Source organism: Delftia sp. WSY_7 (assembly GCF_043104845.1).
Classification (GTDB): Bacteria; Pseudomonadota; Gammaproteobacteria; order Burkholderiales; family Burkholderiaceae_C; genus Comamonas; species Comamonas tsuruhatensis.
The window spans coordinates 95,988-115,400 of sequence record NZ_JBICLB010000040.1 but is presented as its reverse complement, the minus strand read 5'-3'; the positions used below and the strand labels follow the sequence as shown (position 1 = coordinate 115,400).

Genomic DNA, 19,413 nt, shown 5'->3' with positions numbered 1-19,413 from the left:
GGAATGGGATTCGGTAGGGGGTGGGTGGCAAAGCGGGCCCGGCCTCAGGCCTGGCCGCGCAGTGCGATGAAGGCCTGGTGCAGGCCCAGGCGCAGCTCGACGATGCGCTCCAGGTGGCCGCGCATGCGCTCCTCGTCCCAGGGCCGCGCGCGGCTGCGTTCGAGGCGCGCCTGCTGCTGGGGCGTGAGGGGAATGGCCGGGGCGGCTGTTGCTGCAGATGCCGAAGCGGCTGCGGTCTCGGCAACAGGCTCGGCCGGGGGCTCCGGCGCGGGCTCGACCTGTGCATCCAGCACCGAGGGCTTGCGCCACAGCTCGGCAAAGCGCTCCAGCGCGGTCACGTCCAGCATGCGCGCGCAGGACAGCAGGGCCTGGTCGGCGCGGTAGCTGTGCCAGTTGCCCGTGATCTGCTTGCCGCCCACGGCCACATGCAGTGCCTCGGTCAGCCGCGCCGACAGCGCCGGCGAGAGCAGTTCGGCACCGCCCAGCGACTGGGACATGCCCTCGATGGCGTCGATGAGCTTGTGCCTGTCGCGCTCGAACTGGGCAATCCAGCGGGACTCGCGTTCTTCGGGGGACAGCCGGGCCATGAGGGCGGGCAGCAGCGCATCGTGGCGCATGTCGCGGCCCAGGGCCTGGGCGGCATCGATCCATTCCACGTCCAGCTGGTACTGCAAGGCCCGCACCCAGCCCTGGCGCAGCGAGGATTTCCAGTCGCTGCGCCGGCTCCACTCCATCACTTCCAGGGGCGTCAGGCCCAGGGCCCGGGTCCAGAAGGACACCGGGGTGAGCTGCACCATCTGCTCCAGCAGCCAGGCCTTCTTGCCGCCACGGAAGTAGGCATCGGGCTTGAGCGCGATGCCGTCGCGCTCCCATTCCTTGAGGCCTTCCTCGGGAGGCTCCACGATCCACTGGCCCTTGTCGTCCTGCTGCAGCATGGACTGCATCCAGCCCATGACGCGCTGGCTGTGCGCGCTGTCCGGCAGGCACGAGAGCATTTGCGCGGCGTTCTCGCGGATTTCCTTGCTGCGGTCGGACAGCAGTTTTTCGAGCAGCGGCTCGTCGTCCATGCCCAGCCCCACGGTCAGTGCCTGGACCATGGGCAGGCGCTCCTTGGCGCCCAGCTCCTTCAGGCTGCCTTCCAGCCGCGCACGGGCCTGGGCGGCATCGGCCGCGCGCTCGCTGCGCAGCAGGGCCACGCGCTGCTCGACCGAGCCCTCCTGCCAGACCAGTTCGGGGTCGGCGGTTTCCTCCACGCCGCTGGCATAGCTCCATTGCGGATTGAGCGCGCCCAGCCAGCGCCCGCGCTCGCCCAGCACCGGGGCCAGCCACTGGCGCAGCTCCACGGACTGGCGGCCCTGCTCCAGCGCAGGCACCAGCAGGTCATGGGGCAGGCGCTGGCCCGCCTGGTCCAGGGTGCGCAGCATGGAGGCCTGCAGCTCGAACGGCCCGTCCTTGAGCACGTCGCCCATCAGGGTCTGCAGGCGAGCATCGGCAGGCGCGGGGCGCGATTCTGCAGGCGCCGCGGCCGGCACGGCCAGCGGTGCCGGCAGGCGCACCTGCGCGCCGGGCTGCCAGCCTGCGCGCTCGAACACGGCCGCCACGGCGCTGGCGCGCAGCAGTTGCTGGGCGGGCGAGTCGCCGGGCAGGTCCGCCCGGGGCAGCAGCGCGGCCTGCACGGCCTGCTGCGACCACGGGGCAGACGGATCAACGCCCGAAGCCAGCGCAGGCGGCACGGCCAGCCGGTCCGAGCCGACCATGGCCGATTGCTGCAGCGCAGTCCAAAGTTGTGTGTTGCTCATACCGGTTCACCCTGGTTCTGCCAGATACATTGCCGGGCGCTTTCGCCCTCGCGGGCCTGCCAGGCGCTCAGCAGGCGCCAGCGGCCCACGGCCGGGCCGGGCTCCCATTCGCCAAACAGCTGCATGGGCGCGCCGCCGCTGAGCGCCAGCAGGCGCCAGGCTTCGGCATCGTCAATGGCCACGGGAACGGGTTGCACAGGCGCGGCAGTGCCGTCAGCAGACACGCCGGGCGCAGCCGCCGATGCGCCCGGCGCATCGGGCCAGGCCGCAAACCATTGGCCCTGGGCAGGCACCAGGCGCAACCCGTCCTGGCACAACGGCTGCGTGGCCTGCAGCGGGTTGGCGGCAATGCGCCGGCCCATCTGCTGCAGGACGTCGCCCACGGCCGAGGTGTCCAGCGGGCTGGCGCCCTCGGCAGGCAGCGCAGGCCCGTTGCCGTTGGCGGCAATGGCGCGCAGCGGCGCATGGCCCGGGTAGAAATTCAGCGCGCATCCGTAGCGATGGCCAGGCACCCAGGCCGATTCGAAGCCGCGCCCGCCCTGCGCATAGTCCAGCACCAGGGCCATGCGGCCCGTGCGCTGCCCGTGCAGCCAGACGCGGCGCTCCATGAGCCGGCCTTCGCGCTCGATCATGCGCAGGCCGGCCACCAGCCATTCGTCCTCGACCAGCTGGCCGCGGGCCTGCACCTCGGCCTTGTCCATGGGCCAGCCCAGCGCGGCCATCACGTCGGCCTTGACCTCGGGGCTGAGCGATTCACGGCGGCGCACGGCGTCGATGATCAGCTGCCAGTGGCCCAGCTGCACCAGCATGTCGCGCGGCCAGTCGCGGTGGCTGTCCACCAGATCCCGGCAGTCCTTGATGCGTGCCGCCATGCCCGTGGCCTGCGCATCGACCATGCGCGCGGCCATGGTGTTCCAGCGCTGGCGCATCTGGGAGTCGCCGGCCTGGTTGGCCAGGCCCGCGCGCACCATGTCCTGCATCCACAGCGACAGTTCCTGCAGGCCCGCCTCGACCTTGTCCCAGCGCTTGTCTTCGCGCCTGGCCTGCTGCCTGGCCGCAACCTCGGGATCGGGTGGCGGCTCGGCCGCCGCGGCGGCTGCCTTGGCCTCCTTCTTCTCGGCCTTTTCCTGGCGGCTGTCCAGCCAGGTCTGCACCCAGGCCGGTGGATCGCCACCCTCGGTGACCTGGCCGCCCGCACGCATCAGCATCAGCGCCAGCCCATGCTTGCAGGGGAACTTGCGGCTGGGGCAAGAGCATTTGAAGGAGGGGCCCGACAGGTCCACCTGGGTCTGGTAGGGCTTGCTGCCGCTGCCCTGGCACTCGCCCCACACCGCCACATCGTTGGCACCCATGGTGGGCCATTTGGCGGGCGATTGCAGCCCCTTGGCGGCCTTGCTGGAGGAAGCGTCCGGCGATAGCGCCAGCACTTCGCTCTCTGTTCCTAATACACGCGACACCGAAGCTCCCTCTCCAAGTGTTTGTCATCGCCAGGCGCATTGAATGAAGAAACGACCGCGCCCGGCAAGCCCGAAAGCCTATCAGCAATAGTTATCGGCAATTTGAAACAAATCACAACAACGTCAAACCTCTCTCCCATGAACCGGGAACCCCATGGCGCGCAGCCAGCTGCGCTATATCAGCGCATGCATTGATGGCACCAAGCCGTACCAGCCTTCATGCATTGCAAAAAGACGCAGGAAACACGCATTCACCATTTCCTGCGATGCACATCGCCACCCATTGAAAGCAAGCACTCATTCCGCACTGAAAACGGTTTCATTCCATTGCACTGGCAACCATTGCAATCCGCTGGCCATTGCGATAGCCGACAGTGCGTTCAAACCGGAGCCAGGCAAGGCCGGACCAGACCCTGGCTGGGGGATGGGCTCTCGAAAAACCGGATGTGCCAGGCAAATATACTGTATATTCATACAGCCATGGAGCTGCAACGCAAACTTTTCATCCTCGCCGACGCCGCCAAGTACGACGCCAGCTGCGCCTCCAGCGGATCGCAGGGGCGCGACTCGCTGGACGGCAAGGGCATGGGCTCGGTCACCGGCATGGGCATCTGCCACAGCTATGCGCCCGACGGGCGCTGCATCTCGCTGCTCAAGATCCTGCTGACCAATGTCTGCATCTTCGACTGCCGCTACTGCATCAACCGCAAGAGCTCCAACGTGCAGCGCGCCCGCTTCACGGTGGCCGAGGTGGTGCAGCTGACGCTGGACTTCTACCGGCGCAACTGCATCGAGGGGCTGTTCCTGTCCAGCGGCATCATCCGCTCCAGCGACTACACCATGGAGCAGTTGGTGGAAGTGGCCCGCCGCCTGCGCGAGGAGCATGACTTTCGCGGCTACATACACCTCAAGACCATCCCGGATGCCGCCCCTGAATTGCTGGCCCAGGCAGGCCGCCATGCCGACCGCCTGAGCATCAATGTGGAACTGCCCACGGCCAGCGGCCTGGCGCAGTTCGCGCCTGAAAAGGACGGCCGGCGCATACGCCAGGCCATGCAGGGCGTGGACCGGCATGTGCAGGCCTGGCGCGCGGCCACGCGCGAGCAGCGCCAGGCGCAGTCCCTGCCCGGCGCGCCCGCGCAGCGCGCCGCCGTGCCGCGCTTTGCGCCGGGCGGGCAGAGCACGCAGATGATCGTGGGCGCCGACCGCGCAACCGATGCCGACATCCTCGAATCCAGCCATACGCTGTATGCGGGCTACGGCCTGCGCCGCGTGTACTACTCGGCCTTCAGCCCCATTCCCGATGCCTCGCGCGACCTGCCGCCGCAGGCGCCGCCCCTCATGCGCGAGCACCGGCTCTACCAGGCCGACTGGCTCATGCGCTTTTACGGCTACGGGGCGGGCGAGATCGCGGCGGCCAGCCGCCACGGCATGCTGGACCTGGAGATCGACCCCAAGCTGGCCTGGGCACTGGCCAACCGCCAGCAGTTCCCCGTGGACCTCAACCGTGCTCCGCGCAGCCTGCTGCTGCGCGTGCCGGGCCTGGGCACGCAGACGGTGGAGCGCCTGCTGGCGGCGCGCCGCGTGCGCCGGCTGCGGCTGGACGACCTGCTGCGGCTGCGCGCCCCCGTGCAAAAGGCCCTGCCCTTCGTGCTGATCGACGGCCACCGCCCCCTGCTGGGCGAGACCGACTCGGCCGCGCTGCGCACGCGGCTGATCGCGCAGTCGCAGGCCAGCCAAGCCCAGGCGCGGCACAGCGGCATGCGCGTGCAAAGCGCACTGCAGGCCAGCCTGTTCTAGAACCTGGAGCACGCCATGCACGGACAGGCCCTCACCATCGAACTCGACAGCCCCGACGACTGGCCCGGCTTTCGCGCAGCCTGCCGGGCGCTGCTGGCCCACGGCGCCGACCCCGCTGCGGTGCGCTGGCGGTGGCCCGACACGCGGGGTGCGCAGCCACTCGGCGCGGGGGTGGACCTGTTTTCCAGCGCGCCGCAGCAGGCCATGCCCGCCTCGGCGCTTGCCGGGCTGGCCGGCCCCGGCGAGGCAGGGCTGTCCCTGTCTGACACCCAGATGTCCGCCCTGCGCCATGCCTGCATGCACCGCGCGGCAGGCCGCTTCGAGCTGTGCCACCGCTGGCTGGCGCGCATGCAGGCCTGGCCCGAACTGCGGCTGGATGCGCTGGATGCGGACTGGCGCGCCATCGAGGCCCTGGCCCGCCCCGTCTCGCGCGAGATCCACAAGATGCACGCCTTCGTGCGCTTTCGGACGACACAGCGGCAGAACCTGCCCGAGCTGCACATCGCCTGGTTCGAGCCCGAGCACCACATCGTGCGCGCGGCGGCGCCCTTCTTCTGCAAGCGCTTTGCCAACATGCACTGGGCCATCCTCACGCCGCAATGCAGCGCGCACTGGGACGGCCATGCGCTGCGCCTGGCGCCCGGCGCGCGCCGCAGCGATGCCCCGCCAGCCGACGCGGGCGAGGCCCTGTGGCTGACCTACTACGCCAGCACCTTCAATCCGGCACGCCTGAAGGAGCAGGCCATGCTGCGCGAGATGCCGCGCCGCTACTGGCACAACCTGCCCGAGACGGTGCTGATCTCCACCCTGGTCCAGCAGGCCCGCGCGCGCACGGCGCAGATGCTGGCGCCGTAACGGCAGCCGCCAAAAAGAAACAGAAAAAAGAAAAGGCCCCGAAGGGCCTTTGTCTGCTTTGCAGCGTCGCTCAGTGCATCAGCCCAGCCACTTGCGGGCGTTGCGCCACACGCGCATCCAGGGGCTGAATTCCGACTTGTCGCCGTTGGTCCAGCTCATCTGCACGTTGCGGAACACGCGCTCGGGGTGGGGCATCATGGCCGTGAAGCGGCCATCGGCCGTGGTCACTGCCGTCAGGCCGCCGGCCGATCCGTTGGGATTGAACGGGTACTGCTCGGTGGCCTTGCCGTGGTTGTCCACATAGCGCATGGAGGCGATGGCCTTGTCCGCATTGCCGCGGAAGCGGAAGTTGGCAAAGCCTTCGCCGTGGGCCACGGCGATGGGCAGGCGGCTGCCGGCCATGCCCTGCAGGAACAGGCTGGGCGACTCCAGCACTTCCACCATGGACAGGCGCGCCTCGAAGCGGTTGCTCTGGTTCTGCGTGAAACGCGGCCAGTCCTGGGCACCGGGAATGATGTCGGCCAGCTCGGCAAACATCTGGCAGCCGTTGCACACGCCCAGGCCGAAGGTGTCGCTGCGGCCGAAGAACTGCTGGAACTGCGCGGACAGGCTGTCGTTGAAGGTGATGGAGCGCGCCCAGCCGATGCCGGCGCCCAGCGTGTCGCCGTAGCTGAAGCCGCCGCAGGCCACCACGCCGGCGAAGTCCTGCAGCTGCGCGCGGCCGCTTTGCAGGTCGGTCATGTGCACGTCCACGGCGTCGAAGCCGGCCTCGGTGAAGGCGTAGGCCATTTCCACATGGGAGTTCACGCCCTGCTCGCGCAGCACGGCCACGCGGGGCCGCGCGCCCAGGTTCAGGAAGGGTGCGGCCGGGTTCTCGGCCGGGTCGAACGTCAGGTGCAGGTGCATGCCGGGGTCGGCAGGCTCGCCGGCTGCGGCGTGCTCGCTGTCGGCGCAGGCCGGGTTGTCGCGCTGCTGGGCGATCTTCCAGCTGACGGCATCCCAGACCTGGTGCAGGTCGCTGAGCGAGGCGCCGAAGACGGATTTGGCATCGCGCCAGACCTGCAGCTCGCCCTTGCCCGCATCGACCTTGGACGAGACGGGGCGCGTCTTGCCGATGATGTGGCTGCAGGTGGACAGGCCATGCTCGCGCAGGGTCTGCAGCACGGCGGCGCGGTCGGCCGTGCGGATCTGCAGCACGGCGCCCAGTTCTTCGTTGAACAGCGCGCGCAGCGTCATGTCGTCGCGGCGGCCGCTGATCTGGGAGGCCCAGTTCTTGCCTTCGCCCGAGTCCATGCGGCTGTCGCTGATGCCGTCGCCTTCGGTGACCAGCATGTCCACGTTGATGGCTACGCCCACATGGCCGGCAAAGGCCATCTCGGCCACGGTGGCCAGCAGGCCGCCGTCGCCCTTGTCGTGGTAGGCCAGGATCTGGCCCTTGGCGCGCAGGTCGTTGACGGCATCGACCAGGGCAATCAGGTCCTTGGCGTCATCGAGGTCGGGCGTCTCGTTGCCGGTCTGGCCCAGCACCTGGCCCAGGATGGAGCCGCCCATGCGCATCTTGCCGCGACCCAGGTCCACCAGCACCAGGGTGCTGTCGTCTTCCGAGGCGTCCAGCTGGGGCGTGAGCGTGCCGCGCACATCGTCGATGGAGGCAAAGCCCGTGATGATCAGGCTGACCGGCGAGGTCACCTTCTTGACCTGGCCGCCCTCGTTCCACTGGGTGCGCATGGACAGGCTGTCCTTGCCCACGGGGATCGAGATGTCCAGCTGCGGGCACAGCTCCATGCCCACGGCCTTGACGGTGGCGTAGAGCGCCGCGTCTTCGCCGGGCTCGCCGCAGGCCGCCATCCAGTTGGCCGACATCTTGACCCTGGACAGTTCGATGGGCGCGGCCAGCATGTTGGTGATGGCCTCGGCCACGGCCATACGGCCCGACGCCGGCGCGTTGATGGCCGCCAGCGGCGTGCGCTCGCCCATGGCCATGGCCTCGCCCTTGAAGCCCTGGAAATCGGCCAGCGTGACGGCCACGTCGGCCACGGGCACCTGCCAGGGGCCGACCATCTGGTCGCGGTGGGTCAGGCCGCCCACGGCGCGGTCGCCGATGGTGATCAGGAAGCGCTTGGAGGCCACGGTGGGGTGGGCCAGCACGTCGATCACGGCCTTTTCCAGGGGCACGCCGGTCAGGTCCATGGGGGGCAGCTCGCGCTGCACGGTGGCCACGTCGCGGTGCATCTTGGGCGGCTTGCCCAGCAGCACGTTCATGGGCATGTCCACGGGGAACTTCTGGTCGCCCGAGGCCACAGCCGTGTCCTCCAGCACCAGCTGGCGCTCCTCGGTGGCCGTGCCGATCACGGCAAACGGGCAACGCTCGCGCTCGCAGAAGGCCGTGAATTCGGCCAGCGATTCGGGCGCGATGGCCAGCACATAGCGTTCCTGGCTTTCGTTGGACCAGATTTCCTTGGGCGCCAGGCCGGATTCCTCCAGGTTGACGGCGCGCAGATCGAAGCGCGCGCCACGGCCCGCATCGTTGGTCAGCTCGGGGAAGGCATTGGACAGGCCGCCGGCACCCACGTCGTGGATGGCCAGGATGGGGTTCTTGTCACCCTGGGCCCAGCAGTGGTTGATGACTTCCTGGGCGCGGCGCTCGATCTCGGGGTTGCCGCGCTGCACGGAGTCGAAGTCCAGCTCGGCCGCGTTCGTGCCGCTGGCCATGGAGCTGGCAGCGCCGCCGCCCATGCCGATGCGCATGCCGGGGCCGCCCAGCTGGATCAGCAGGGTGCCGGCGGGGAATTCGATCTTGCGCGTCAGCTCGGAGTCGATCACGCCCAGGCCGCCCGCGATCATGATGGGCTTGTGGTAGCCGCGCATCACGGCATCGGCACCCACGCCGACCTGCTGCTCGTACTCGCGGAAATAGCCGGTCAGGTTGGGACGGCCGAACTCGTTGTTGAAGGCCGCGCCACCGAGCGGGCCCTCGATCATGATCTGCAGCGGGCTGGCGATGTGCTCGGGCTTGCCCACTTCGCTGCCCCACAGCTTGGAGACCGTGAAGCCCGACAGGCCGGCCTTGGGCTTGGAGCCGCGGCCCGTGGCGCCCTCGTCGCGGATCTCGCCGCCCGCGCCGGTCGATGCGCCGGGGAAGGGAGAGATGGCCGTGGGGTGGTTGTGCGTCTCCACCTTCATGAGGACGTGGTTGACGGCCTTCTTCTTCTGGTAGCTGGGGGCCTTGATCTTGTCCAGGGCCGCCTCGAAGGTGGCGACGAAGCGCTCGACCTCATGGCCTTCCATGATGGAGGCGTTGTCCGAGTACGCGACCACCGTGTGCTGGGGCGAGACCTGGTGCGTGTGGCGGATCATGCCGAACAGGCTCTTGTCCTGGGCCACGCCGTCGATGGTGAACTGGGCGTTGAAGATCTTGTGGCGGCAGTGCTCGCTGTTGGCCTGCGCGAACATCATCAGTTCCACGTCCGTGGGATTGCGCTGCAGGCCCTTGAAGGCGTCGACCAGGTAGTCGATCTCGTCGTCGGCCAGTGCCAGGCCCCATTGGCGGTTGGCAGTCTCCAGCGCCGCGCGGCCGCCGCCCAGCACATCGACGAACTCCATGGGAGCGGCTTCCAGGGCGGAGAACAGCTGCTCGGCCTCGGCGCGCGTGGCGAAGACCGATTCGGTCATGCGGTCGTGCAGCAGGGCCGCGATCTGCGCGGTCTGCTCGGCCGACAGCTCGGGCTTGCCACCGAGCAGGCCGCTCTTGAGGATCACGCGGTACTCGGTGATGCGCTCGACGCGGAAGACTTCAAGGCCGCAGTTGCGCGCGATATCGGTGGCCTTGGAGGCCCAGGGCGAGATCGTGCCCAGGCGCGGGGTGACCACCAGGGCGGTGCCATCGGCCGGGCCTTGCGGGCCTTCGTAGGGATCTCCATAGGTCAAGAGCGCCTGGAGGCGCTCTTGCAATGCGGGCGTGGGTGCGGCGTCCGTGGCCACCAGGTGCACGAAGCGCGCGGCAATGCCGGTGATTTTGGGATGGATGGCGACCAGGTCGGTCAGAAGCTGCTGGGCGCGGAACGAGCTGAGAGCGTTTCCACCCTCGAACTGTGTCAGATGCAAGGTCACGTGGCGGCCTGTTGGGTGAGGAGGCTTGTGAAAAGCGCCCTGCGGCCCCGCCCGGCTGGGGGCAGGCCGCAAGGCGCTGAATCGGTGAGGCCGCCATTTTACCGGGCTGCGCCGTCCCGGTGGCGACAGCCGCCCCTTACCCCTGCACGTCCAAAGGCGCAATGGGATAATTGCGGGCATGAGCATCACCATCAAGAGCGCCGAAGACATCGCAGCCATGCGCGTGGCATGCCGCCTGGCTTCGGAAGTGCTGGACTACATCACCCCCCACATCAAGCCCGGCATCACCACGGCCGAGATCGACCGGCTGGGCGCCGAATGCATGGCGCAGCAGGGCACGGTCTCCGCCACCATCGGCTACCAGCCGCCTGGATACCCGCCCTATCCCGGGCACCTGTGCACCTCGGTCAACCATGTGGTCTGCCACGGCATCCCCAATGACAAGCCGCTCAAGAAGGGCGACATCGTCAATGTGGATGTCACGGTCATCACCAAGGACGGCTGGTACGGCGACAACAGCCGCATGTTCCTGATCGGCGAGTGCTCCATCGCGGCCAAGCGCCTGTCGGCGCTGACCTTCGACGCCATGTGGCTGGGCATCCAGCAGGTCAGGCCCGGCGCCACGCTGGGCGACATCGGCAACGCCATCCAGACCTTTGCCGAAGGCCACGGCCTGTCGGTGGTGCGCGAGTTCTGCGGCCACGGCATCGGCCAGAAGTTCCACGAAGAGCCGCAGATCCTGCACTATGGCCGCCCCGGCACGGGCACCGTTCTCGAAGAGGGCATGGTCTTCACCGTCGAGCCCATGCTCAACCTGGGCAGGCGCGAGATCAAGGAACTGGGCAAGGATGGCTGGACCATCGTGACCAAGGACCACAGCCTCTCGGCCCAGTGGGAACACACCCTGGTGGTCACCAAGACGGGCTACGAAGTCATGACCCTGTCGGCCGGCTCGCCCGCGCTCCCGCCCTTCGTGACCGCCACGAGCTGCTGAGGCTCGGCATGTTTCTTGCGTGATGCGCAGGCAAAATGGCACTGCGCCCGGGGCACCCGCTCCAGGCGCCTCCCCTGCCCTGGCCGCGCATGAAACAGACCACTGACCACACTCCTTCCAACTCTGCGCCCGCAGCCCCGGATTCGCTGGAGCAGTTGCGCGCGCAGTACGCCCTCGATCGCGGACGCTGGATAGGCTCGCTGCTGGCGCCCACCATGGGCCGGCGCGGCGTGCGCCTGGTGCTGCAGCACCTGAGCGATCTGGCCGACACGCTGCTGCGCGCGCTGTGGCACCGCGCCGGCATGCCTGCCGAGGCCTGCCTGGCCGCCGTGGGAGGCTATGGCCGCGCCCAGCTGTTTCCCTACTCCGACATCGACGTGCTGGTGCTGCTGCCGGCCACCGGCACGGCAGACCCTGAGCTGACCTCGCGCATAGAAAAGTTCATCGGCAGCTGCTGGGACGCGGGCCTGGAGATCGGCTCCAGCGTGCGCACGCTGGCCGAATGCCTGCAAGAGTCCGGGCGCGACCTCACCGTGCAGACCGCCTTGCTGGAGTCGCGCCGCATCTGCGGAAACGAGCCGCTGTTCGGCGAGTTCCAGCAGCGCTACCAGGCACAGATGAATGCGCGCGCCTTTCTGTCCGGCAAGCTGCTGGAAATGCGCCAGCGCCACAACAAGTACGAGAGCACGCCCTACTCGCTGGAGCCCAACTGCAAGGAATCGCCCGGCGGCCTGCGCGATCTGCACACCATGATCTGGCTGGCCCGCGCCGCAGGCCTGGGCCACAGCTGGCAGGCCCTGGCGGAAAAGGGACTGATCACCGATTTCGAGCGCCAGCAGCTCGAAGACAACGAGGCCATGCTCAGCCTGATACGCGCGCGCCTGCACGCCGTGGCGGGCCGGCACGAGGACCGCCTGGTTTTCGACCAGCAGACCGCCGTGGCCGAGGCCTTTGGCTACCGCTCCACCTCGGCCGAGGGCCGCAAGCTGGCCATGCGCGCCAGCGAGACGCTGATGCGCCACTACTACTGGGCAGCCAAGGCCGTGACCCAGCTGTGCCAGATCCTGCGGCTGAACATCGAGGAGCGCCTGAACCCGCGCCCCACGCCGCGGATCCGGCTGAACTCGCGCTTCTACGAGAAGGCCGGCACCATCGAAGTGGCCAGCGACGATCTGTACGAGCGCGAGCCGCATGCCATCCTCGAAACCTTCCTGATGTACGAGACCCATGTGGGCCTCACCGACCTGTCGGCACGCACGCTGCGCGCGCTGTACGGCGCGCGGGACCTGATGGATGCGGCCTTCCGGCGCGACCCCGTCAACCGCGCCACGTTCATGAAGATCCTGCAGCAGCCCAGCGGCATCACGCATGCCATGCGGCTGATGAACCAGACCTCGGTGCTGGGGCGCTACCTGTGGCCCTTCCGGCGCATCGTGGGCCAGATGCAGCACGACCTGTTCCACGTCTACACGGTGGACCAGCACATTCTCATGGTGCTGCGCAATGTGCGGCGCTTTTTCATGGCCGAGCATGCGCATGAGTACCCGTTCTGCTCCCAGCTGGCCAGCGGCTGGGACAAGCCCTGGCTGCTGTACGTGGCCGCGCTGTTCCACGACATCGGCAAGGGCCGCGGCGGCGACCACTCCATCATCGGCGCCGTGGAGGCCAAGCGCTTTTGCCGTGCCCACGGCATTGCGCGCGCCGACGCCGAGCTGATCGAGTTCCTCGTGCGCGAGCACCTGACCATGAGCCAGGTCGCACAAAAGCAGGATCTGTCGGACCCCGAGGTGATCCAGGCCTTTGCCGAGCGCGTGGGCAACGAGCGCAACCTTACGGCGCTGTACCTGCTCACCGTGGCCGACATCCGTGGCACCAGCCCCAAGGTGTGGAGCGCCTGGAAGGGCAAGCTGCTGGAGGACACCTATCGCCTGACCCTGCGCGTGATGGGTGGCCGCGCGCCCGACGCGGCCGCCGAGATCGAGGCGCGCCGGCGCGAGGCGCTGGTGCAGCTGGCGCTGACGGCCCAGCCCTTCGAGTCCCACAAGAAGCTCTGGGACACGCTGGGCGTGGACTACTTCATGCGCCACGAGGCGGCCGACATCGCCTGGCACACACGCCACCTGTCGCGCCACGTGGGCACCACCCGCCCCGTGGTGCGTGCGCGCCGCTCACTGGCGGGCGAGGGACTGCAGGTGCTGGTCTACGCACCCGACCAGCCCGATCTGTTCGCGCGCATCTGCGGCTACTTCGACCGCGCAGCGTTTTCCATCCTGGATGCGCGCGTGCACACGGCCCACAACAGCTATGCGCTGGACACCTTCCAGGTGGTGGCGCCCGCCATGCAGGAGCAGTACCGCGAACTCATGCACATGGTCGAGAACGACCTGGTCGCCGCCCTGATGGAGGGCGGACCGCTGCGCGAGCCCTCGCCCCGGCGCCTGTCGCGCCGCGTCAAGAGCTTCCCCTTCGCGCCGCGCGTCACGCTGCGACCCGACGACAAGGCCCAGCACTGGCTGCTGTCCATCTCGGCCACGGACCGCGCCGGCCTGCTCTACACCGTGGCGCGCATCCTGGCCCAGCACCACCTGAGCGTGCAGTTGGCCAAGGTCAGCACGCTGGGCGAGCGCGTGGAGGACAGCTTCCTCATCGAGGGTGCCGAGCTGCAGAACAACCAGCGCCAGCTGCTCATAGAGACCGAGCTTTTGCAGGCCCTGGCAGTCTGAGCCGATTGCGAAAAAAAACCCGCCCTGTTGTGCAGGGCGGGCTCGTCGGGTTCATGCGCTGGCAGGCGGGGATACAGCCATCAGTGCATGGCGGACGCAGGCGCCGACACCGTGGCCACTTGCTTGCCCTCGCGGTCATAGAGCTTGCCATCGACCACCCGGTCGCCATCGGCCAGGGCAGACAGCACGGCCTCGCTGAGCACGCGCTCCGATCCGGCGCCGAACACCGATGGCTCTTCGGGGTTGCCCTGCTTGAAGTGGTTGAAGACCAGGTTCAGCAGCAGCACGGTCACCGCAGTGGAGCTGATGCCCGAATGGAACATGGTGGCGAACCAGTCCGGGAAGTGGTGATAGAAGTCCGGCTTGACCATGGGCAGCACGCCCATGCCGATGGACGCCGCCACGATGATCAGGTTCATGTTGTTGTGATAGTCCACCTTGGCCAGCGTGCGGATGCCGCTGGCTGCCACCGTGCCAAAGAGCACCAGGCCCGCGCCGCCCAGCACCGAGGGCGGCACGCAGGCCACGATGCGCCCCATGATGGGCAGCAGTCCGAAGGCGATCAGGATCAGCCCGCTGAAGGCCACCACATAGCGGCTCTTGATGCCCGTGACCGCGACCAGGCCCACGTTCTGGGCAAAGGCGCTCTGCGTGAACGAACCGAAGAACGGGGCCACCACGCTGGACAGCATGTCGGCACGCAGGCCGTCGGCCAGGCGGCGCGAATCCACGCGGGTGCCCACGATGTCGCCCACGGCCAGGATGTCGGCCGAGGTCTCCACCAAGGTCACCAGGATCACGATGGACATGGAAAGCGTCGCCGCCAGGCTGAAGGTCGGCCAGCCGAAGTGCAGCGGCATGGGCACGGCGAACCACGCACCGCTGCCCACCTCGGAAAAGTCGGACTTGCCGATCATGGCCGCCACCGCCGTGCCGATGACGATGGCCAGCAGGATGGACAGGCGCGAGATCATGGCGTTGCCCAGCTTGCTCAGCGCCAGCACGATGACCAGGGACAGCCCGGCCAGGCCGATGTTGCCCATGCTTCCGTAGTCGGCCGCCTGGGGATTGCCACCCATGGCCCAGTGGGCGGCCACCGGCATCAGCGACAGGCCGATGATGGTGATCACGCAGCCATTGACCAGCGGAGGAAAAAAGCGCGTGAGCTTGGAGAAGATGGGCGCAATGATCAGGCCGAACACCGAGGCAAAGAGCACGGCGCCCAGCACCCCCTGCATGCCGCCGCCCGTATGCAGGATGCTGACCATGGTGGCCACGCCCGAGAAGGACACGCCCTGCACCAGCGGCAGGCGCGAGCCGAAGAACGGAATGCCCAGCGTCTGCAGCAGCGTGGCCAGCCCGCCCATGAAAAGGCAGGCCGTGATCAGCAGGCCCGTGTCGGCCGCCGACATGCCCGCCGCATTGGCCATGACCAGGGGCACGGCCACGATGCCGCCGTACATGGTCAGCACATGCTGCAAACCATAGAGGGTGTTGGCCGTGAGGCCGAGTTGCTCGTCCTCCGGGCGGATGTCTGCGCCCAGGGCCGGCGCATTGCCAGAACTTTTTTCCATCGCTGTCTCCTTGTCCTCTTGTTCACAGAACGCCGGACAAGTACGCGGCAGCCGGATGGCGGCAGGCACGCCCCCGCGCACCCTTTGCCGCCGACCCGATAGGCCGCGCTCTCCTGCATCCTGCATCGCGAAGCCCGGTGGCTGCTTGGCAGCTCTTGGCGGGCGCACGCACACAATCCCCGCCTTCGCGGGAAGTGCCACTGTACGGCGCCAGCATGGAAAAATTGTCTACCGATTTGTATACAAAGACCTGACCGCAGATCCTGGAATTACAGCGGCAAGCAAGTCCGCTCAGTCATCCTCGGCAGCGCTGATGCCGGGGAACAGCACATCGGTGAAGCCGAACTGGCGGAAGTCGCGCATGCGCATGGGATAGAGCTTTCCCCAGAGGTGGTCGCACTCATGCTGGACCACCCGCGCATGAAAGCCATCCACCGTGCGATCGATCGCATCGCCAAAGACATCGAAGCCCGTGTAGCGGATACGGCTCCAGCGCGGCACCATGCCACGCATGCCGGGTACGGACAGGCAGCCTTCCCAATCCAGTTGCTCGTCCTCGCCCATGGGCGTGATGACCGGATTGATGAGCACGGTGCGCGGCACCACCGGTGCATCGGGGTAGCGCGGATTGGGCAGGCCGGAGCCGAACACCACCATCTGCAGGTCCACGCCAATCTGCGGCGCGGCCAGCCCCGCGCCATTGGCGGCATGCATGGTGTCCAGCAGGTCGCTGAGCAGCAGGTGCAGTTCGTCGGTGTCGAATTCGGTCACGGGCTGGGCGACGCGCAGCAGGCGCGGATCACCCATTTTCAATATGGTGCGTACAGTCATGGCAGTGCACGGTGATGCAGGAAATGCGGGTCGCCAAGCATAGCGGGCGACCGCGCACCGTGACCACACCCACCTGCTTCGCCCCCCGATCCCCCCCTCTCGCCCCCCTTGGCCGCCATGGCTACACCGCGCTGGCACAATCGCAGCATGCCCAGCACCGCCAGAGAGTCATCCGCCGCGTCCTCAGAGGACCGTGACACAGGCGCGCAGCAAACACCCGCGGCACAGGCCAGGCAGCCGGATGCCACTGCGCAGGCAGGCATGGCGCAGGCGCAGGCCTTCAATGATGATGATCCCCCTCCCCTGCACCGCATGCCGGCCGCGCCGTTGCGCTGGGCGCTGCAGCTGTTTGCCTGCCTGAGCCTGGCGACGGGCATTGCCGGCATCTTCATTCCAGGATTGCCCACCACGGTGTTCGTGCTCATGGCCGGATGGGCCGCGGCGCGCAGCTCGCATCGCATGCACACCTGGCTGTGGCGCCATCGCCTGTTCGGGCCCATGCTGCGCAATTGGGCGCGAGGTGGCTGCGTGAGCCGGCGCGCCAAATGGAGCGCCAGCGCCATGATGAGCCTGTGCGCCGTCCTCCTGCTGTGGACACGCCCGCCCGCCTGGGTACAGGCCGTGGCGCTGACGTCCATGGGCTGCGTGCTGGTGTGGCTGTGGTTCAGGCCAGAGCCCTGAGAATGAAGGCCTGCGGCAGGCCTGCTGAAAAAAATTCCCCGAGTTTTCTGTGACGTGTTTTTTACGTCATATAATCTAGGTCTTGTTCCTCAATAGCTCAGTTGGTAGAGCGCCGGACTGTTAATCCGTAGGTCCCTGGTTCGAGCCCAGGTTGAGGAGCCAAAGAATTTCAAGACCCTGCAATCGCACAGGATCTTTGTCGATAGACACGTATTCCTCAATAGCTCAGTTGGTAGAGCGCCGGACTGTTAATCCGTAGGTCCCTGGTTCGAGCCCAGGTTGAGGAGCCAAATTTCAGCGGCCTTGCAATCGCACAGGGCCCAGCACCAACATATTCCTCAATAGCTCAGTTGGTAGAGCGCCGGACTGTTAATCCGTAGGTCCCTGGTTCGAGCCCAGGTTGAGGAGCCAGATGAAAAGCCCGCATGCCAGCGCATGCGGGCTTTTTTGTTTGCTCAGGCTGCGCGCACCATGCCGACAGTCGGCGTGCTCGGCGCTGCGGCAGGGGCGGCCGACTCCACGGTGACAGGCTTGCCGTGCTTGGCATGTGCGCGACGCGCACCGTGCGCAGCGCGCGCTTGCTCCACGCCCTCTTCCCATGCACGCAGCTCTTCTTCCAGCCGCGCAGCCCGCTCCGCATACATGTCCGCAGAGGACTTGTAGTATTCGGCAGCAATGGTGTGCTCCAGCATCGCCATGCGTGCCTCCTGCAGGTAGGCCCGGGTGCGACGGATATAGCGCGGCTCGGCAAGGCTTGCGCCAAAGATTTTGCTGAAAAACATCGCTCATCCTCCTTCGATGTCTTCGCAGCGAAAGCCATGCATCCGCAAGAAGACAAGCCCAGGATAGCCAACCCGGCCTGGCGGCGCTGTCCCCTGGCGGGACAAGGCCGCGTAGGAGGTTCACTTACCCCGGCCAGGCGATGCTCTCGCATCCACGCAACCCTCTTCACCATGGTTTGTGCAAGACTGCGGCTGCAGAGAAGCACGAATCCATTATTTTTCAGTCCGCACCCGATCATGTCCCACCCCCTCCCATGGCTCATTCCCCACCAGGCCTTCCCTCCTGTGGAAACGGCATGGGGCCCCAACGACCCGATTCCGGGCCTGCTGGCCGCAGGCGGCACGCTGGATGCGGCGCACCTGCGCATCGCCTACAGCCAGGGCATTTTTCCCTGGTTCAGCGAAGGCCAGCCCACGCTATGGTGGTCGCCCGATCCACGCATGGTGCTGCAGACATCGCAGTTCCGGCTGCACCGCAGCCTGCGCAAGACATTGCAGCGCTTTCGCTCCACCGCCGGCTGCGAGATCCGCATCGACAGCGCTTTCGAGGCCGTGATGCAGCACTGCGCCCAAACGGTGCGCCGTGACCAGGATGGCACCTGGATCGTGCAGGAAATTCTTGACGCCTATACCGAACTGCACCGCCAGGGTGCAGCCCACAGCGTGGAAACCTGGATCGACGGGCGCCTGGTGGGCGGCCTGTACTGCGTGGCGCTGGGCCGCGCCGTATTCGGCGAGTCCATGTTCGCGCATGCCACAGACGCATCCAAGATCGCACTGTCGGCACTGGTGGCGCTGTGCCGGCACCAAGGCGCCGCGCAAATCGATTGCCAGCAGGCCACGCAGCACCTGGCTTCGCTGGGCGCGCGCGAGATGCCCCGCTCCCAGTTCCTGCGCACCGTGGCAGAGCAAAGCCAGCTGCCGCCCATGCACTGGCAATTCGAAAACGTATACTGGAACGAGTTGCTGCCGCCGTCCGGTGACGCCGGCAGCACATCACCGGCTGCCGCCAGCACACCATGACGCACCCGAACGATCTTCCGCTGCAGGCCCTGCAGTTCTACGCCACAGCCGCCTATCCCTGCAGCTACCTGGATGGCCGGCTGGCGCGTTCGCAAGTGGCCACGCCCAGCCACCTGATCCAGAACAGCGCCTATTCGGAGCTGGTCTCCCTGGGGTTTCGCCGCAGCGGAATGTTCACCTACCGGCCGTATTGCGATGGTTGCCGGGCCTGCGTGCCCATGCGCATCCTGGTCCACGATTTCCGCCCGGACCGCAGCCAGCGCCGTGCCGCCGTGCGCCACGCCGATCTCACGGCATCGATCCAGCGCCTGCATTACTCGAACGAGCATTACCAGCTGTACCTGCGCTACCAGCAAAGCCGTCACAGCGGCGGCGGCATGGACCACGACAGCGTGGACCAGTACACGCAGTTCCTGCTGCAAAGCCGCGTCAACTCACGGCTTGTGGAGTTCCGCGCACCGGCGGCCGACGGCGCAGTCGGCAGGCTGAAGATGGTCTCCATCCTCGATGTGCTGGAAGACGGGCTGTCCGCCGTCTACACCTTCTACGAGCCCGATGACCAGGCCAGCTACGGCACGTTCAACGTGCTGTGGCAGATCGATCAGGCACGCTCCATGAGCCTGCCCTATGTCTATCTGGGCTACTGGATCGCCGACAGCCAGAAGATGAATTACAAGGCGCGCTTTCTTCCCCATGAAGTGCGCGTGGACGAGCGCTGGCAGCGCGTGGATCAGCTCCCACGCTGATATGGCGCCACCGCGCCCTTTTCAGCGACATTTCTTAT

13 protein-coding genes and 3 tRNA genes are annotated in these 19,413 nt (G+C 67.4%); 10 read left to right on the top strand and 6 right to left on the bottom strand.

Annotated elements, in window-relative coordinates; translation table 11 throughout:
* Positions 1 to 44 precede the first annotated feature (44 nt).
* Together ACF8ME_RS22470 and ACF8ME_RS22465 are read right to left on the bottom strand one after the other, a co-directional pair.
* The gene (locus ACF8ME_RS22470) at positions 45 to 1,799 is read right to left on the bottom strand and encodes a DUF5691 domain-containing protein (protein ID WP_392418256.1); all 1,755 of its coding nucleotides are present in this window, start codon (positions 1,797 to 1,799) and stop codon (positions 45 to 47) included.
* Entirely contained in the window at positions 1,796 to 3,256 is a 1,461-nt protein-coding gene (locus tag ACF8ME_RS22465; protein WP_016450773.1) for an SWIM zinc finger family protein, read from the bottom strand. The genes ACF8ME_RS22470 and ACF8ME_RS22465 overlap by 4 nt, the downstream gene beginning before the upstream one ends.
* Before the next feature lie 480 nt (positions 3,257 to 3,736).
* On the opposite strand from ACF8ME_RS22465, the gene ACF8ME_RS22460 reads away from it, so the two are divergent.
* Both ACF8ME_RS22460 and ACF8ME_RS22455 read left to right on the top strand, forming a co-directional pair.
* Positions 3,737 to 5,056, top strand: coding sequence for a putative DNA modification/repair radical SAM protein (locus tag ACF8ME_RS22460; RefSeq protein ID WP_016450772.1), 1,320 nt, complete (start codon positions 3,737 to 3,739; stop codon positions 5,054 to 5,056).
* 15 nt (positions 5,057 to 5,071) lie between these two features.
* Complete coding sequence (locus tag ACF8ME_RS22455; protein WP_392418254.1) at positions 5,072 to 5,911, top strand: TIGR03915 family putative DNA repair protein; 840 nt, start codon at positions 5,072 to 5,074, stop codon at positions 5,909 to 5,911.
* A gap of 78 nt (positions 5,912 to 5,989) precedes the next feature.
* On the opposite strand, the gene purL is transcribed toward ACF8ME_RS22455, so the two are convergent.
* On the bottom strand, positions 5,990 to 10,021 hold the full coding sequence (gene purL, locus ACF8ME_RS22450) for a phosphoribosylformylglycinamidine synthase (protein WP_017404181.1): 4,032 nt from the start codon (positions 10,019 to 10,021) through the stop codon (positions 5,990 to 5,992).
* A 178-nt stretch (positions 10,022 to 10,199) separates the two neighbouring features.
* Between purL and map the strand changes: the two genes are divergently transcribed.
* Together map and ACF8ME_RS22440 are read left to right on the top strand one after the other, a co-directional pair.
* The gene (gene map, locus ACF8ME_RS22445) at positions 10,200 to 11,015 is read left to right on the top strand and encodes a type I methionyl aminopeptidase (RefSeq protein ID WP_016450769.1); all 816 of its coding nucleotides are present in this window, start codon (positions 10,200 to 10,202) and stop codon (positions 11,013 to 11,015) included.
* Positions 11,016 to 11,104: 89 nt separating this feature from the next.
* Positions 11,105 to 13,738 (top strand): [protein-PII] uridylyltransferase, encoded by a 2,634-nt coding sequence (locus ACF8ME_RS22440; RefSeq protein WP_026062074.1) that lies wholly within the window; start codon positions 11,105 to 11,107, stop codon positions 13,736 to 13,738.
* 80 nt (positions 13,739 to 13,818) lie between these two features.
* On the opposite strand, the gene ACF8ME_RS22435 is transcribed toward ACF8ME_RS22440, so the two are convergent.
* Both ACF8ME_RS22435 and def read right to left on the bottom strand, forming a co-directional pair.
* Positions 13,819 to 15,312, bottom strand: a complete 1,494-nt coding sequence (locus tag ACF8ME_RS22435; RefSeq protein ID WP_016450767.1) for a nucleobase:cation symporter-2 family protein — start codon at positions 15,310 to 15,312, stop codon at positions 13,819 to 13,821.
* A 291-nt stretch (positions 15,313 to 15,603) separates the two neighbouring features.
* A complete protein-coding gene (gene def, locus ACF8ME_RS22430) occupies positions 15,604 to 16,143 on the bottom strand; it encodes a peptide deformylase (protein WP_034368832.1) in 540 nt (179 codons plus the stop codon).
* Positions 16,144 to 16,404: 261 nt separating this feature from the next.
* Here def and ACF8ME_RS22425 point away from each other — a divergent pair, with 261 nt between their 5' ends.
* The 4 genes from ACF8ME_RS22425 (at position 16,405) to ACF8ME_RS22410 (ending at position 17,235) form a co-directional block, all read left to right on the top strand.
* Positions 16,405 to 16,824, top strand: coding sequence for a YbaN family protein (locus ACF8ME_RS22425; RefSeq protein ID WP_016451371.1), 420 nt, complete (start codon positions 16,405 to 16,407; stop codon positions 16,822 to 16,824).
* A gap of 86 nt (positions 16,825 to 16,910) precedes the next feature.
* A tRNA-Asn gene (locus ACF8ME_RS22420) sits at positions 16,911 to 16,986 on the top strand.
* Positions 16,987 to 17,038: 52 nt separating this feature from the next.
* Positions 17,039 to 17,114, top strand: a tRNA-Asn gene (locus ACF8ME_RS22415).
* Between the two features lie 45 nt (positions 17,115 to 17,159).
* Positions 17,160 to 17,235, top strand: a tRNA-Asn gene (locus ACF8ME_RS22410).
* A 44-nt stretch (positions 17,236 to 17,279) separates the two neighbouring features.
* Here ACF8ME_RS22410 and ACF8ME_RS22405 read toward each other — a convergent pair.
* On the bottom strand, positions 17,280 to 17,606 hold the full coding sequence (locus tag ACF8ME_RS22405) for a hypothetical protein (RefSeq protein ID WP_016447407.1): 327 nt from the start codon (positions 17,604 to 17,606) through the stop codon (positions 17,280 to 17,282).
* Between the two features lie 237 nt (positions 17,607 to 17,843).
* Between ACF8ME_RS22405 and aat the strand changes: the two genes are divergently transcribed.
* Entirely contained in the window at positions 17,844 to 18,629 is a 786-nt protein-coding gene (aat, locus tag ACF8ME_RS22400) for a leucyl/phenylalanyl-tRNA--protein transferase (RefSeq protein WP_016451369.1), read from the top strand.
* Positions 18,626 to 19,375, top strand: coding sequence for an arginyltransferase (locus tag ACF8ME_RS22395; protein WP_016451368.1), 750 nt, complete (start codon positions 18,626 to 18,628; stop codon positions 19,373 to 19,375). The genes aat and ACF8ME_RS22395 overlap by 4 nt, the downstream gene beginning before the upstream one ends.
* The last annotated feature ends 38 nt before the right edge of the window (positions 19,376 to 19,413 follow it).